This is a genomic window from bacterium (assembly GCA_021372535.1).
Lineage (GTDB): Bacteria > Latescibacterota > Latescibacteria > Latescibacterales > Latescibacteraceae > JAFGMP01.
Window position 1 is genome coordinate 1 of the sequence record JAJFUH010000118.1, and the last position, 16,503, is coordinate 16,503.

At 49.0% G+C, this 16,503-nt stretch carries 14 protein-coding genes; 7 read left to right on the forward strand and 7 right to left on the reverse strand.

The window, feature by feature from the left end; all coding sequences use genetic code 11:
* From LLG96_11295 to LLG96_11310, 4 genes are all read left to right on the forward strand, one after another.
* On the forward strand, window positions 1-387 hold a 387-nt coding region (locus LLG96_11295; GenBank protein ID MCE5250793.1), incomplete at its 5' end, for a ferritin family protein.
* Window positions 388-526: 139 nt separating this feature from the next.
* Entirely contained in the window at window positions 527-733 is a 207-nt protein-coding gene (locus tag LLG96_11300; GenBank protein MCE5250794.1) for a heavy-metal-associated domain-containing protein, read from the forward strand.
* Window positions 734-791: 58 nt separating this feature from the next.
* Window positions 792-3,041, forward strand: a complete 2,250-nt coding sequence (locus LLG96_11305; GenBank protein MCE5250795.1) for a heavy metal translocating P-type ATPase — start codon at window positions 792-794, stop codon at window positions 3,039-3,041.
* Between the two features lie 850 nt (window positions 3,042-3,891).
* Window positions 3,892-5,700: a T9SS type A sorting domain-containing protein gene (locus LLG96_11310; GenBank protein ID MCE5250796.1), complete on the forward strand. Its 1,809-nt coding sequence runs from the start codon at window positions 3,892-3,894 to the stop codon at window positions 5,698-5,700.
* 251 nt (window positions 5,701-5,951) lie between these two features.
* Here LLG96_11310 and LLG96_11315 read toward each other — a convergent pair whose 3' ends face one another.
* From LLG96_11315 to LLG96_11345, 7 genes are all read right to left on the reverse strand, one after another.
* Window positions 5,952-7,013, reverse strand: a complete 1,062-nt coding sequence (locus tag LLG96_11315; GenBank protein MCE5250797.1) for a PfkB family carbohydrate kinase — start codon at window positions 7,011-7,013, stop codon at window positions 5,952-5,954.
* Window positions 7,014-7,051: 38 nt separating this feature from the next.
* Window positions 7,052-8,335, reverse strand: coding sequence for a hypothetical protein (locus LLG96_11320; GenBank protein MCE5250798.1), 1,284 nt, complete (start codon window positions 8,333-8,335; stop codon window positions 7,052-7,054).
* Window positions 8,336-8,488: 153 nt separating this feature from the next.
* The gene (locus tag LLG96_11325; protein MCE5250799.1) at window positions 8,489-9,262 is read right to left on the reverse strand and encodes an FkbM family methyltransferase; all 774 of its coding nucleotides are present in this window, start codon (window positions 9,260-9,262) and stop codon (window positions 8,489-8,491) included.
* Between the two features lie 258 nt (window positions 9,263-9,520).
* Window positions 9,521-10,117 (reverse strand): nitroreductase family protein, encoded by a 597-nt coding sequence (locus LLG96_11330; GenBank protein MCE5250800.1) that lies wholly within the window; start codon window positions 10,115-10,117, stop codon window positions 9,521-9,523.
* A 67-nt stretch (window positions 10,118-10,184) separates the two neighbouring features.
* Window positions 10,185-10,928, reverse strand: a complete 744-nt coding sequence (locus LLG96_11335; GenBank protein MCE5250801.1) for a class I SAM-dependent methyltransferase — start codon at window positions 10,926-10,928, stop codon at window positions 10,185-10,187.
* A 98-nt stretch (window positions 10,929-11,026) separates the two neighbouring features.
* Window positions 11,027-11,956 carry a glucosamine-6-phosphate isomerase gene (locus LLG96_11340; GenBank protein ID MCE5250802.1) on the reverse strand — a complete coding sequence of 310 codons (930 nt, stop codon included), beginning with the start codon at window positions 11,954-11,956 and terminating at the stop codon, window positions 11,027-11,029.
* A 19-nt stretch (window positions 11,957-11,975) separates the two neighbouring features.
* Window positions 11,976-12,794 (reverse strand): PIG-L family deacetylase, encoded by an 819-nt coding sequence (locus LLG96_11345; GenBank protein ID MCE5250803.1) that lies wholly within the window; start codon window positions 12,792-12,794, stop codon window positions 11,976-11,978.
* A gap of 230 nt (window positions 12,795-13,024) precedes the next feature.
* On the opposite strand from LLG96_11345, the gene LLG96_11350 reads away from it, so the two are divergent.
* From LLG96_11350 to LLG96_11360, 3 genes are all read left to right on the forward strand, one after another.
* Window positions 13,025-13,756, forward strand: a complete 732-nt coding sequence (locus tag LLG96_11350; protein MCE5250804.1) for a PaeR7I family type II restriction endonuclease — start codon at window positions 13,025-13,027, stop codon at window positions 13,754-13,756.
* A complete protein-coding gene (locus LLG96_11355) occupies window positions 13,737-14,663 on the forward strand; it encodes a site-specific DNA-methyltransferase (GenBank protein MCE5250805.1) in 927 nt (308 codons plus the stop codon). Before LLG96_11350 ends, LLG96_11355 begins: the two co-directional genes overlap by 20 nt.
* Before the next feature lie 118 nt (window positions 14,664-14,781).
* Window positions 14,782-16,068, forward strand: a complete 1,287-nt coding sequence (locus tag LLG96_11360) for a hypothetical protein (protein MCE5250806.1) — start codon at window positions 14,782-14,784, stop codon at window positions 16,066-16,068.
* Window positions 16,069-16,503: the final 435 nt, after the last annotated feature.

Sequence of the window (16,503 nt, forward strand, 5' to 3'; positions counted from 1 at the left end):
TTTTATACCGATATGGCGGGAAAAATGGAAAATCCGGCCATGAGCCATGTATTCAAGGATTTTGCGGGTGAGGAACTCCAGCACAAGAGAAAACTGCTCATGATCAAGGATGAGAAAATACTTGCTGTCCATCCAGGGAAAGTCATGGACCTTAAAATCACTGACTATCTCGTACCCTCCGAACCAACCCCGGACATGGGGTACCAGGAAGTACTCATGCTGGCTATGCAGAAGGAAAAAGCCGCCTTCAGGCTCTATATAAATCTCTCTGAAAAAGCAGGGGAGGAAAATCTCCGGAACCTCTTTCTTTTCCTCGCGCAGGAGGAAGCGAAACACAAGCTGCGTTTCGAGCTCGAATATGACGACCATGTGATGACCGATAATTAAATTTCGGAACTGCACGTACCCCTGATTATCGATGTGATATTATCCTTACATTGAGTCCGTAAAAAAGCAGCAATGGGAATCTTTTTTTGATTTCATACGTATAATGCTATAACACTACTCCATCATATACGAGGAAATCATGGAACAGAAAACCGTATATATACCATCCATTTCCTGCAAACACTGTGTCATGACCATCGAGCGCGAGCTCATGGAGCTCGATGGCGTAATATCGGTGAAAGGTGATCCGTCCACTCGGATGGTGACCGTACAGTGGAAATCTCCACTCACATGGGACGGGATAGCGCAGACACTGGATGAAATGGGCTTTGCGCCGGGTAAATGAAGGTTTCATTTCCCCACTGTTTTTTTAGAGTCCGACAGTATTGAAAAAGTGAAGTATAATGAGTGATGAAGAAAAAATTGCATCTCAGATGGTCACGCTTCCCGTTATCGGCATGACCTGCGCCAACTGCGCAGCGGCAATAGAACGTACACTGACAAGAAAAGTGCCGGGAGTAACTGCGGCGACGGTCAATCTCGCTGCCGAAACTGTTTCTGTCGAATTTGATCCTTCGACGGCAACCCTTGAAGCACTTGCCGAGGCTGTTGACAGGGCGGGTTATACGCTCGTGCTTCCCCGTGAGGGTGAAGGGGAAAGCGATGATGAGCAGAAAGCCCGTGAAGCGGAAATCCGGAGAGAGCGTCGCGCCTTTGTGACAGGGGTTGTTTTCACCGTTCCACTTTTCGCTCTCAGCATGGCCCGTGACTTTTCTCTTATTGGTCCATGGGCGCATGAATCATGGGTCAACTGGCTGTTTTTTCTCCTTGCGACGCCGGTTCAGTTTTATACGGGTTTCGGGTATTATATCGGGGGATTCAAGAGTATCAGGAACAGAAGCGCGAATATGGATGTTCTCGTTGCTCTCGGGTCATCGACCGCCTATTTCTATTCCCTGTCCCTCATCATGTTCCCTGTGCTCGGGCATCATGTATATTTCGAAACCTCGGCGTTGATCATAACCCTCATCAAACTCGGAAAACTCCTCGAAGCCGGGGCGAAAGGAAGAGCTTCCCATGCGATACGGAAGCTCATGGACCTTACCCCGTCCACGGCCCATATTGAGCGGGATGGCTCGGAGTTCGATATTCCCGCCGACCGTGTCAGTCCGGGCGATATTGTGATCGTCCGTCCGGGAGAACGTATTCCGGTGGATGGTATCGTGGTTTCGGGAATGTCCGCTGTGGATGAAAGCATGATGACCGGCGAACCGATCCCGATCGACAAAGCGGATGGTGATACCGTGTTCGGAGCGACCATCAACGTCCATGGACGCCTTAAAATCAAGGCGACAGGTGTGGGTAAAGATACCGTCCTCGCCCAGATTATCAGCCTCGTAACCCGTGCCCAGGGAAGCAAGGCTCCGATTCAGCGTCTCGCGGACAGAGTATCGGCATTTTTTGTCCCGTCGATCATCGGAATCGCCCTTGTCACCTTTACGCTGTGGTGGATTATCGGCGGGGAATTTGTTCCGGCGATGATCCGGATGGTTGCGGTGCTGGTAATTGCCTGCCCCTGTGCGCTCGGTCTCGCAACACCGACCGCGGTCATGGTCGGCTCCGGTAAAGGCGCCTCCATGGGTATACTCTTCAGGAACAGCGAAGCGCTCGAAACAGCGCACCATCTCACCACAGTCATGTTTGACAAAACGGGGACTATAACGTTCGGGAAACCGGTTCTAACCGATTGGATTCCCCTCGGCGGAGACGGCGAAAAAGATTTTATACTCGCAGCAAGCGCCGAGGCAGCCTCCGAACACCCCCTTTCAAGGGCGGTTGTAAACGGCGCCCGGGAACGGGGATATGTTCTCACTGAGCCCGAGGCATTCGAGGCGGTCCCCGGGTGGGGCATACGCGCCCGTGTGGACGGTCATTATGTGATGGTGGGAAACCCGGAATGGGTTGCCGATGGTATGATACCGGGAGATTTCGATACCACAAGGATGGAGGCACTGACACACGCGGGAAAAACTGTAATGGCAGCGCGTATCGATAACCGTATAGCCGGTATTATCGGAGTTTCGGACGAAATAAAACCCGATGCCGCTCTGGCTGTATCGAGCCTGAAGGAAATGGGAATCGAGCCGGTAATGCTCACTGGCGATAATGAACGTACTGCCTCGGCGATAGCGTTACAGGTGGGAATTGACCGTGTCGCCGCCGGGATATTGCCGGATGCGAAAGAAACAGTAGTCAGTGAATATCAGCTTCGTGGGGCGCTGGTGGGCATGGTTGGCGACGGCATCAATGATTCGCCGGCTCTCGCGCGGGCAGATGTGGGAATAGCCATGGGTACAGGTACGGACGTGGCAATGGAAGCCTCCGATGTGACTCTCGTCGGAGGAGAACTGAGCGGTGTCGTGCGGGCGATACGACTTTCACGGGCAACCATGAAGACGATAAAACAAAACCTTTTCTGGGCCTTTTTCTATAATATATCCCTGATTCCAGTTGCGGCTGGTGTACTTCACACCGTTCCCTGGGTACCCGGATTCATACGGGACCTCCATCCGGCCATGGCGGCGGGTGCGATGGCATTTTCAAGCGTAACGGTTATCCTGAACAGCTTGAGATTGTCACGGAAGAGAGTTTAATGCCTGTTTCAGCGCAGCATCTCCTCGCTCCATGAACCTCATCTAGATAATTTACAAATACATTCTTACACATTCCGCGCCGCGTCGCAGCCGGAAAACGCACAACCGTAAGAATTTGTAACATAATTACTCCGCGTCATTCACTTAAATCTCCAGGTCATTGAGTTTTGAAAAAAGACAGGATTATCTTTCCTTGAAAAATTTTGTTTTATCGCTCTTGACAATTTTTTGATTATTATTATTATACTAAGACTAATATTGGAAAATTCCTCATGATAATTATAGTTTATTTGTACAGTATGTTTGAAAAAAAACTGTGAGCATACCTATATATATCAAATGATTGTTGCCCTGAGTCAAGTAATATTGAATAAAATCGCAGACAGTGTTTTCACTATATTTTTAAAGCAATTAAAGAAAACGTAACATTGAAAAAACAGAGAATTGATCAAACTAATAAAACTTTAAATAACCAAATAAATATTTTTTATTGTTGCTAAAATGAAACGAACAGTATATTATTGTTGCTTATATGGGATTCCGATAAAAAATTCATTTCAGTTCTGCCATTTCTCCAGAAAAAAAATTGACAAGAAATAAAATTTTTCATATGTTCTGTCATTACGTTATTAATGTTCAGTAATGAAAAGCAAGGAACAAGTGGTTTTTTATTTATATTCAAAGTGGTAAAAAGTCACTGTATTTGTCTGACACTTAACATTCTAAAATTAATAAAGGGGGTGATGGCTGGCACGTAGTCCTTTTTGTATTCCAAAATCAGAGAAGTAAACACTGAGTAATTCGAGAGGAATTACATCGGATTTAATTTCTCTTGAAAGGGGAGGAAAAAGTGAAAAAGTTTATTTTGATTATTACTTTATTATTTGTAGCATCGACTGTTTTTGCCGCTAATTTTGCACCGACAGTCATGAAGATGTCTGCTGCAAGTGCTATCAAATATGATTTTGGTGGTGCGAAACTTGATATCCCGGTTAAGGTTACCGGTACGCCTGCTATGGCCATTTTCCTCGTATACACCAAGGATCAGGCGAACGGCATTAACAATGTCGTCAACGGTTACCTCGGCTGGCATACAGTCAACAAGATTGACACCTGTATTTATGCGTCTTCTGCACAGCAGCTCGCTGTCGGAAGCAACACCATTTCCTGGAGCGGGAAAGACCAGGATGGCAAGGTCGTTCCGAAGGGAACCTATACCTATTACATCTGGGCATACGACAATGTAACTGCAAAAGTATTTGCATGCCCGGTACTGACACCTAACATGGGTCGGAATTCCAACATCTATACCCGTGACTTCAAGGGAAACAAACTTGCGAAGCCGCTGGTATATGGTTCACCGACGAAGAATTCCGAAGATACCGGTGATCAGGGTGAAGTGGAAGTCCGCTGGGTCCGCCAGAAGTGGATTCTGGGCAGCGATCCTCTCGACACCACACTTTATGAAACAACCCAGTTCCTCGGCTATCAGGATATGTGCACCTATTCTCAGTCTCCGTATGTGGCCGATGATTACTTTGATTTCTCCACGTCAAATAACCTCCTCGGCCATGTCCGCAAATGGAAATGGGTACCCAACGGTGATTCCGTCAAAGACACCAATTTTGGTGACAGCGGCGAATTCACGTATGGCATCAACACCGGCACCGGCTGGTGGGTGACCCTGCAGGATATGCGGTATGTCGGAGGCGACCTGCTTGCTGCCACGAACACCGACCATTCCGGCGTATCGACCGAAGCCGAACTCGTGATGATCAGCTCGCTCGATGGTACCGAGCAGTTCAGAATCGACCTCTCCAAGTGGTGGGTTCATCTCAGTGACGGCGAAAAAGGTGGCCAGGCTGCCAGCGGTCCGAACAAGTTCGATGTCAGAGGCGATAATGTATTCCTCGGCGCGCATAGCACCTGTATGAACCAGGTTGTTGTCCCGACCGCAGGCGAGAATGAGGAAGACTGGAACAGATGGGTCAACGGTAACGGCGACTATACCGGTGACCATAATTTCGAAGCCGATGCCGAACGTCCGTGGGTATGCCACGACTACAACGTCGGTCCGTACAAATATCAGATCAAGTCTGATGCCAATCTCTTCTCGGCTTTCCCGTCCTTCGACATGGGCGCTGTTTCCTTCGGTCTGTATGCTCCCGATGGAACCGGCCTCGGATATCATGCGTACGCAGGTGAGTCTGCCGGTGGTAAACTCTCCTCATCGTTCGTTGATGACGATACACCGTATGACGGTATGTATTCGGACTTCGTGAGCTCCGGTGGAACCGATGCCCCGTGGGGTGGCCCTGCCGGGTATTTCTTTGTTGCTCATGATTCCATCAAGGGTGTTATTTCCAGTGAAGTCGGCGTGGACGAGGCCGGACCGGCTGCATTTGCAGTCGATCAGAACAGCCCGAACCCGTTCAACCCGACCACAACCATCAATATCACGGTTCCTGAAGCCGGCACAGTTGCAATCGATGTTTACAATGTGGCCGGTCAGAAGGTTGATACACTTGCAAACGAGTTTATGGGTGCCGGAAAGCACTCCGTGACCTGGGATGCAACCGGATTCTCCGCCGGTGTATACTTCTACACCGTCAAGACCGGCAACCTCACCAGAACCATGAAGATGACATTACTCAAGTAGTCGGCAACGATTACGGTGAGAATACGAAGGTCCGGCCTCTGTGCCGGACCTTTTTTTATGTGATTTAGCCGGGACAGCCGATACAGGTGATTAAATGATGTGACGTTGATTATCGTGGCGTGGATGTCTGAATCGCTGATTGTGCTTATGGAGTGGTTTCCGTGATTTTCACTTGTCAATTCCTGTGAGAAAAGTGGTATCCTGTGAACATCGGATAATTCTACGGACAAAAGACGGTCGTTATAGCGACGTTACGATTGGGAAAGCCATTGTTCGATGCGCGGCGGCAGGTCTCCCGGAAGAACGACGCCTGTTGTGGCAAGCTGCTCGACCGTTACGGAAGCCGCGAGATTGCCGACAACCGCTGCCTCGATAAGGGATGCGCCTGAAACGAGGGCAAGGACTACTCCCGCGGAGACACTGTCTCCGGCTCCGGTTGTGTCGAGGGGGCCTTCCAGTCTGACCGCGGGAACACTCGCAGGAACAGGGTCGCTGACCAGGATGCCTCTTTCTCCGCAGGTCAGAAAAACCGGTGCATTCGCTTTTTTACGGAGCTGACGGATTTGTTTTTCCAGAATATCAAGTCCGATCCCTTTTCCGGGAACCGGATTGATAATTCCCATTGCTTCGAATTGATTCGGTTTTATGGTAATGTTGTGAAAATCCTGTATGTTTGTGCGGCTGTCCGCGAAAAATACGGTGCGGGGATAACGGGCCGCCCGTTCTGCAAGGGCACAGCGGACAGTATCGTCAATTACTCCGCATCCCGGTGTTTCAGTCTGGTCCACGATGATGACACCGTCGACATCAGGCAGTACCCTGTCAAGAGCCTCAATAACCCGCCGGTGGAGAAACGGTGGAATGGGCATGCGGTTTTTGATGTCATACCGCTCGTATTCTCCCTCAAGCCCTTTTACGGTGATATCCCGTGGCTTGATATATGTCGGGGTCACAATGTCGCCCGATGCGAAAAGTCCGCCCGTTGAACAGCCGAGGGCTTCGAGGTCCGCGCGGAGCTCAAAGGATTCGCCGTCATCACCCGTCAGGCCTACCGCATGGAGTTTTCCCGCTCCGAGGGATGCAAGGTTTTTCACGACGTTGCCGGCCGCGCCGGGGCTATGACGGACGCCGGTGACCTGATGGGCGGTTTTACCGGTTTCGATGCTTATTTCCGTACGCGCCGGATCGACATCGAGATACTTGTCGAGAAAAAAATCCCCGATAACGGCTATCCGGCAGCCGGGGAACCGGTCGATCAGATGGTTGAGCCGTTCGGGTGTCAGGAGATTCTGTCTGTCTGTAGCAGGACTCATCGATATCTCTGATTTCATGGTGAAAAGACGGCGCCGGTTTACGAATCTCCCGCGGAGACGGTCGTGAGCCGCCGTTGCTCTCTGAGCAGGAATATTCCCATAATCAGCAGGATAATATAATTGGCGATGCCAACTGCCGCGAGCAGGTGAAACGGGGTGTCGTGGTACAACAGTATCAGCACGATCTGGAACACCATTCCGGACAGAAGAATGGGAATAAAACCGGCCCTGTGCTGCGCAAGGAAGTAGTTAGCGGTAATATAAATGATCGAAACCGGCATGATTACGATGCCTACAGCTCTTACGAGGTTTTCGGCGCCAGGAATGTATTTGCCGACCATGATTATTTTTATGACGAAATCCGGTGAAATCAGTGAGACCAGTATTCCGACGGACGAAAGACCGACCGTGACGACAAGGCTTCTGGCAAGATAGACAAACGGATTCCGGTTGAGGCTTTTTTCTTCGGATACATACGGAAACATAATCATGATGATTCCCGTAAGGGTGAAAAACGCCTTTCCGACCTTGGCCGCGCATGCATAAGCATTAACAGCCGTATCGCCTGCGTAAAAACGGTTTGCGAATACCATATCTATACTTCGGAGAACGGTAACACAGAAGAGCGTAACCGCAATGGGAAGAACGAAACCATATGCGCGGCTGAAGTCCGATCTGTCAAGTTCCTGTTCCGGAATTCCGAAAACATCACGCGACCATACGTATGCAAGACACACGATGAGTGCAACCGCTCCGATAAGTGCGGTCATGATACCGTTCAGTCCTTTTCCCAGAACGTACAATCCTGTGACACCGGCGGAGAATCTCAAAATTCCCCAGATAAGGGCAAGCAGCCCGAAGATATAGAACTTTTTTAATCCCTGGATTGTTCCGAGCAGTACGGGAAACGGTATGTAACATCCGATGATAATCATGAGGAGTATGACCGGCACGGTGCTTCCGATATGAATGATACGGGCGATAAAACCCGAAGCGGCCAGACCGACGGCCATGATGGCTATGCCTATCGCGCCTATATACATAAAAGAGCGTTTGACAAACGACCGGGCCTGACCCTTTTTCCCGGTAGCCATGAGAGCCGAGACTTCCTTGCTCACCATGAGCTGGATGCTTACAAGCGGCACCGTGATTATGAAGAACACATTGAAAAGAGTCTCGAAAATCCCGAAGCCGTCGCCCGGGAGCCGTGCCACAACTCCGTTGAATCCAAGCTCGAATGCCATGCCCGCGGCGTTGAGAAGAATAAATACTCCACTACTGGTGAAAAAGCCTCTGTGAGAGACGGGGCTGTGTGTACTCACCGGTTATTCCTTATTAAAAAAGAACTCTTTTATAAACTGTCCGGTAATACTGATAAAAAATGCGAAAACTAATATAATAAGTCTTTATTGAGTATCCTAATGGTATGCATTTATTATTTCAGTAAAAACATGAAGTTTTATACATCTATTGATTTATCCGAACCGGGCATAGACATCGCCGAAAATTGTTTTGTCGGGCAGCGAGAGGAGGAGACTCTGCATCTCCCGGGCGTTAATCCATTGAGACTGTGCAAGACACATTGTCTCTCCTGTCGAATAATTGAATTCGACTGCGCCTAGGCTGTCGAGATGGTCTATCGAATCGAGAGCGGAGGTTATGAATTCGGGGGTAAATTCGAAGGAGATTATTCCGGCCGGTCCGGACAATCCCTTCATGACGCTCGATTCGTAACCCTCGACATCGATTTTGGTGAAAGCCGGGGTGCCGTGTTTTTCGATGAGACGGTTAAAAGTCGTGATCGGTACCTTTTCGGTTCTATCCCAGCTGTACGATGAAAAACGGCCACTCTCTTTTACCCGGTCTATCCATTCCCGTGAGAGCGAGGAGATGGTGGAAGCATTGCTGACCAGAAGTTCGGCTTCGCCCTCGACCTCTCCGACAGCAGCGGGAACTATTGTAATTCGTGGATTATTTCCGAATTTTCTTTTCAGTTTTTCCACACATGCCCCTTGCGGTTCCACAGCGACAACCCGTGCGCCGAGCTCAAGAAATACTTCTGACCTGTTCCCGATGTTGGCTCCGATATCGAAGCATATATCATCTTCATGAATGAATTCCGCATAGAATGCTTTCATCGCTTTCCTGCGGTGACGGTATGCAGGATTGAGCGGTGTCAGCAATTCCGCTATTGACTTGAGCGGCGTATACAGTTTTAATACATGAAGAAGCCTGATGATAGAATTCATTGATGATCCTTCCGTTGTTACAACAATTTAACCATGAAAAAACGCAATCGTACAGATAAAAGTCAAGATTCAATATGAAACGGAAGAGTTTTTTTTCGGAAACATATATGATAATGGATTATGGAGGGTGAAATGATCAAAAAGATTATATATCCCGGTATATCGAGCTGGTGAAACAGGAATAGCTGTAAGCCGTTATTGTGTCGGAGGACATTGTCTGAAGCGCTGATTACGCCGATAATGTGATTTCCCGGTCTTTTATTCCGGGAATCCGCCCTCGAAGGCAAATTCTTCAATCTTTTTACGGCTGTTCGGCGCTTCGCCCTTTCGGATGTCCTCGGGAAGGTCTTCATTTCTGCCCGGCCGGCCGACCGCGGCCATTGCCTCCACGGTATAACCATCGGGGATTCTGAGTTTTTCTTTAGCACGGTCGTAATCGAAACCCTGCATACCATGGACGACAAGTCCGTTTATGGAACCCTGGAGCGCCAGACTCATCCACGCCGCGCCGGTATCGTACGAATGGGTACGCGATGGTTTCCCGTTGAAATCGAAGGTGTTTTTGGAGATAACGACGATGAGAACCGCGGCATTTCCGGCCCACTTCCTGTTATAGTCGCTCAGGAGACCGTAGAACGTCTCCCAAGCGGGTGTCTCCCGTCTGGCATACAGGAACCGCCATGACTGGTTATTGTATGATGAGGGCGCCCAGCGCGCCGCCTCTAAAAGAGTCATGAGCTCCTCCTCGCCTATTGGTTCCCCGCTCAATGCCCGTGAGGACCACCGCTGCGGGAATATGAGGCTGACATCATGTTCTGGCGTTCTGTACCTCAAGATATCGGATTTCTCGATCATCGCATACCTCCGGAAAGGATTGCGTGTATTTGTAATTTCATTTTATATGGGGGCATGGTATTGCGCTTCATTTGAGTCCCGTAGCGATGAGGAAATGCCCGTGCCGCCTGTCGATGGTGCAGAGCGCATCCGAAAGACTTCCCCAGAGCGGCAGGTATCCCCGTGAAAACACCCGCACATTTCTGAAGCCGGTCTTTTCCAAGAGGTTTTTCAGTCCGCGGTATGCGAGGACGCGGACATGCCCGACCGTTCCGCTCACACCGGTATCCTGCCATGTGCTTATGAATTCCTCGTCTCGCGGCAGGTCGCTGTGCCAAATGAGGGGATTGCCCGCACTCCAGCCGTTTATGTTTGTGGTGGAAAAGGGCTGCCAGCCGAATACGAGCGCCCAGATATTCGCCCACGAAGCGAGGTTTTCGGTGAGAACGATGAGCCGCCCGTTTTCCCGCAGGCAGCGATAACTTTCCTCGAGATAAAGCCGTGTGTTGTGGAGGTGCTCGATGTTCTGGCTCGAGAGGATAAGGTCGAAAAAATCGTCCTCGAAATCCCATCTTCCGTTCAAATCCTGCCTGCTGCACCGGATTCCCCGTTTTTCGGCTTCCTGCCGGAATTCATCAACGTATTCAATGCCATAGAGTTCCTTCGCCTGAGCAATCTCAGCGAATTCCATGGTGAGCCTGCCGTCTCCGCATCCGACATCGAGGAATCGTTCCACAGCTCTTCCGCCTGCCAGTTTTTTCCCCAGCGTGTTGCACCGGTAAAGGCCGTCATTGAATGACTTCGGGGCTATATATTTCAGGAGTTTTCTCATGGCAGCAACAATTTTCCGCTTTTGATATTCCGTTCCTGATCGGGAAAAAATTCAAAGAGCATAGAATAAGGTTTATAACATTATATATAATATGTATCTCAGTGCATTTCGGTTCCGACACTGCCGATTCCCCTGCGGTAGTAATGGAAATGGACATTGGGATGATCGGCGAGGAGTGACATGGGTACCGAAGAATCGGGTATCTTTTTTGAAATCATGAATGCGGTGAGCCGTATACCGAAGGGATTGTCGTGGTTGCCAGCGTGCCAGATAGAAACCTTTTCAGCCTTCCATGTTTCCACCGGGCCCACCGATGCCGCCTGGGTCGGAACCATGGACACATTACCGCCGCCGGATGTCCGTGCGTTCTGAATGACCGTCATGGGATGGAGATCGACAATCCTCGTTCCGAGCCTGCGATACTCTTCGGGCGACGGCGGCTCGTCCCTGTGTGTACCTTTACGGGGCAGCGGATCGTTGAACGCCCAGTGTTTCACCTCTCCCTGGCCGCCCTGCATGACAACACAGCGGATATCGTCGAAACTTCTCGAATATGCCTCAAGGTCACGTGTCGGAAAGTGGAGATGGCTGTCGGGCATTCTGAGTGCGGGATCGATTCGGTCAAAACAGAGCTCCCTGTCGGCCTTTTCGAATGACAGGGGATGGGTTGGCGGAACGGGTCTGCCGTTCTCCACCCACTCGTCCATACCCCAGAAGTGCGCGTCGTGGAGTTTCATGCCGGTGCTGTTGACAATGCGGGCGACGAGGGGAAGCTGTTCGGTTGGACCGATGGGACCGCAGATACCTGCCGGATTGTCAGGGGTTGCCTGTTTCCATGCCTCGATGTACTCGAGCGCCTCGGCAAGATAAAATTCCTCGAGGGTATCGTAAAACGATACCCGAAAACCGGGCCGTGAAAGTTCAAGCAGATCCCCTGCTCGGAGCTTTACGACATCACCGATGATTTCAGGGTCGAGTGTTGTATAATCCCACCAGTCGGGTGCAACTTTACTGATCGGTCGAGCCATGAGTGCCTCCTGAGGCTTATTAAGATTCGAGTGATTGTTCGTATTCCGGGTCGGTATAACATGCTTCGGAGAGTATATCCGAAAGGGGATCGAAATCCTCTGCCGCAAAACCCCAGTGAGCGTGACGTCTCCATCCTTCGGCGTAACCGAAACGTCCCGACATGGAACCGAGCTCACGGGCGAACGATTCCATGAGCGTTATATAGGCACCGATTCCCTGCGACTCGTCAAGCCATTCTTTCTGGCTGCGATGCTGTGAAAGCATGTCACGTTTTTGCGCGAGAACTCCGGTAATGTCCACATACTGTCCGGGCCTGATACGTTTTCGCAGGCTGTCGCGGAGACCGTGCGGCATGGCGTGATAGAGCGCCACAGGGCCTGTATACGGATCGACGGGCGGATCGGTGACATAGTTACGCATACCCCGTGTGAAAGCTCCTGTCACAAGGAGTCTGCACGCGTTCTGGTGATCCTCCATGTAGTCGTGCGGGGATGGTATGAGCAGAATCGAGGGTTTGATGGCGCGAATGACTGAGCCAACCCGCGCGATGAGGCTTTTTTCGTATATGATATCGATGTCTCCGGTAATAGGCGGATGAATTATAGCTCCCGCTAGGCGGGCCGAATCCTGCGCTTCGCTCCACCGCGCGCAGATGATTTCATCGGTATCGAGGGTGTTTGAGCCGCAGTGACCATTCGAGAGATTCCACATGTGAATCTCTGCTCCCGCCTCTTTAAGCAGGAGAAGGGTACCAGCCATCATGAACTCGATATCATCCGCATGGGCTGCCGCCGCAAGAGCTACGATTTTCTTCGATAGGCCTTGTGATGTTGTCACTGGTGAATCTCTCTTTTTTTAAATAATTGAAAAGGTGGATATGGTGTTTATAAGCTCCAGTCCCCGTTCGATGAGTTTGCATAGAGATATAGATTGTATCTTTCAAGTTAATATATAAAAAACATTGCCACTGTTCTACTTTTTATGTTATTATTTAAAACAGTCGAAGATAACAAAAAATTTATTTCCTCAATTTTCTCTTCAATAGTACTAACAATAGCATGAGTATTATGGACAACAGCCAGATTTTCGAAAAACTGACCGAGCGAACGAGACAGGCAGTTGCTTATTATTGGCAGACACGATCTGTTCAGCGGGGCAGGCAGGAACAAAGCGGCAAAACCGATCACGGATTGCGAAGCGCTGTTACCGGCGGTGCCCAGATGGATGGTTTTATCAATTTATTCACAGAAATGATTATTCAAACTGGAATTCCTGAAAAGTATATCTTTCGTAAGAAAGCCGTTGAACTTCCCGGATTCTTCAGGCCAACAAAGGAATGGGATTTGTTGGTTGTTAAAGACCAAACCCTGATTACAGCTTTGGAAGCGAAATCTCAGGTGGGACCTTCTTTCGGTAATAATTTCAATAATCGTACAGAGGAAGCATTGGGAAGCGCGATTGACCTTTGGACAGCTTTTCGCGAACACGCATACCACGGTAGTTCACAGCCATTTCTTGGTTACTTCTTTATGCTTGAAGACTGCGAAGCATCTACGCGACCGGTAGGCGTTCAGGAACCGCACTTCAGAGTATTGCCTGAATTTATCGGTGCTTCATATATGTTGCGTTATGAGTTATTTTGCCGAAAGCTTGTTCTGGAACGTCATTACACGGCATCGGCTTTTATTACTTCAACAAAACGAGACGGTCTCAACGGTCACTTCAAAATACCGGCGCAAGACCTTTCGGTTGAGCGCTTTATCAAAATGATGATGGGCTATGTTAAAACCTTCGTATGATACGATGCCACTGACTATTCACAGGTTGATCAACGGTGATGCGAGAGACTTGAGCTTTATTAATGACGAGTCGGTACATCTCGTTGTGACATCGCCTCCTTACTGGAATCTCAAGAAATATAACGAAAATATCGATCAGTTGGGTCACATTCGGGATTATGAGGATTTTCTTGCCGAACTTGAAAAAGTATGGAGACACGTATTCAGAATTTTAGTCCCTGGTGGCCGGCTTGTATGCGTTGTCGGCGATGTATGTGTTTCAAGGCGTAATTTCGGCAGGCATCTCGTGTTTCCACTTCATGCCGATATTTGTGTTATATGCCGCCGGATCGGTTTTGACAACCTCAATCCGATAATCTGGCATAAAATTGCCAATGCATCGTATGAAGTACCGAATGGATCGAAATTTCTCGGAAAACCTTACGAACCCAATGCTATTATCAAGAACGATATTGAATTTATTCTTATGCAGCGTAAACCGGGTGGATACCGTAATCCTTCTGAAACGCAACGAGATGCAAGCAGGATATCCAAAGAAGATTTCGACCGGTGGTTTCAGCAGATTTGGAACATACCCGGCGCTTCGACCAAACGACACCCGGCTCCATTCCCTTTGGAACTGGCAACACGGCTCGTAAGTATGTTTTCATTTGTCGGAGACACAATTCTCGATCCTTTTTGCGGATCAGGTACGACAATGATAGCCGCACTCAAAACAAAACGTAACAGTATAGGTGTCGAAATAGATTCCGAGTACTGTCGGTATACGGCTATGCATTTAAAAGCTGAGAACAACGATCTTTTCTCCGATACACGGCTTGTTTTTGAAAAAGCAACTGTCGGACATGAATGTGTGATTAAAGTAGACAATGAGTTTATGGCGCCAATCCATTACATGGGTAAATGAAATAAGTTATTATGTGAATATTCCTGAGTGACAGAATTCGTTCAAGATAGGGAACGGATTTTATGCATATATCATGCTTTCCACTAAAAATCATGTTTCAAACATAAGTGTTGTATCAATGACAGACCAGACACAGGCATCGCTTGTCGGTAAAACTTACGATACTGCGCACCTTTTCATAGACCGCAACGACAGGGTTATCATCCGTGAACTTGCGGCGCGGACTGCGGAGCTCGCCGCACGACCCGATGAGGACCGGCGCCGTGACCTCTGGTACCGTCACAATGCTCTCCATGAGACAAGGCCGCTCGTTTTTTGCGATCCTGAAAACGGCTGGAACGAAATTATCAGAGGGGATGATCTGAAATGCGGCGGTCAGCTTGCCCGCGAGTGGGAGATGACCCTCCGTAAGGAAATATTCTGGGCAGACTCAATGGGCGATGACCGTGTGTGCGAATCCTGTTTCACCATTCCCCATGTATATACAGAGACCGATTGGGGTGTGCATGAAACAAAAACCGGCGGCTCGGATGGCGGTTCCTATGTCTGGGAATCCCCCCTGAAGTCGTATGATGACATGAACAAGCTCCGGTTTCCCCGTATTGAAGTGGACTATGAGGCAACCGCTGCATTGCAGTCGCTGGCCGTGGATGTTCTCGGAGATTTTTTGACAGTCCGGCTCAAGGGGAAATGGTGGTGGACGCTCGGGATGACATGGACGCTTGTCAATCTTCGCGGACTCTGCCAGGTCATGTATGATGTGTATGATAATCCTGAGATGCTTCATGTTCTGATGGGATTTCTGCGCGACGGGCATCTTGCCAGGCTTCAGTTTCTTGAGAACAACGGCCTGTTAAGCCTCAACAATGACGGAACCTATGTCGGATCGGGCGGATTCGGCTGGACGACTGAACTGCCGCTGGACGACTTCGATGGCACCGGAGTGCGGACCTGCGATATGTGGGGATTCGCCGAAAGCCAGGAAACTACGACATGGTCGCCGGACATGTTTGAGGAATTTATTTTTCCGTATCAGCTTCCCATTCTTGAACGGTTCGGGCTCAACTGTTACGGCTGCTGCGAACCTCTTGACAGACGGTGGCATATCATCGAAAAAATTCCTCGTCTCCGGAGAGTTTCCGTTTCACCTTGGGCGAATCCCGCCGTTATGGCGGAGCAACTCGGCAAAAGGTATATATTTTCATTGAAACCGAATCCGGCGCACCTTGCCGTACCGTTCATGGATGAGGATTTCGTGCGCACCGAACTCAGAAAAACACTGAAAGTCATCGGTGACTGCCATGTGGAAATAATTATGAAGGATAACCATACAATCGGCAACAATCCTGAGAATGTCAGACGGTGGTGTAAAATAGCCCGTGAGGAATCGGAAGCGCTTGTATAGCAGATGCGCCTGATATACGGCGGACGGAGTTTTCTGTAAAATCGAATGGGCGTCAGTGACTTCACGATGAATACACCGCGCTTCTGATCCTTTTACGGAGCGAATTGCTCGGGATGAAGACATGTATCGGCGAGATGAAGTGAAATCTTTATTATATTTTGAAAAAGTGCATTTTTTGGCGTGTTATAATGCGTAATTGTTCATTGATACAGGGAGAAATCAGTAAAAAAAAACTTTTTTTAAACGTAATTGTGTTTTTAGGCTTGACAAGCTTATAACAAGTGTTTATCATAAAAATCGTTCACTTGGGTAGAGTTAAAAAATCATTCATTTATGTTAGATTTAAAAATTTTGATAGTACCTTCGGGTTAATCAAGGAGGTGATGATTATAACCTGAATGGGTAATGGGTAATGGTATAAGGTAAATATACTCC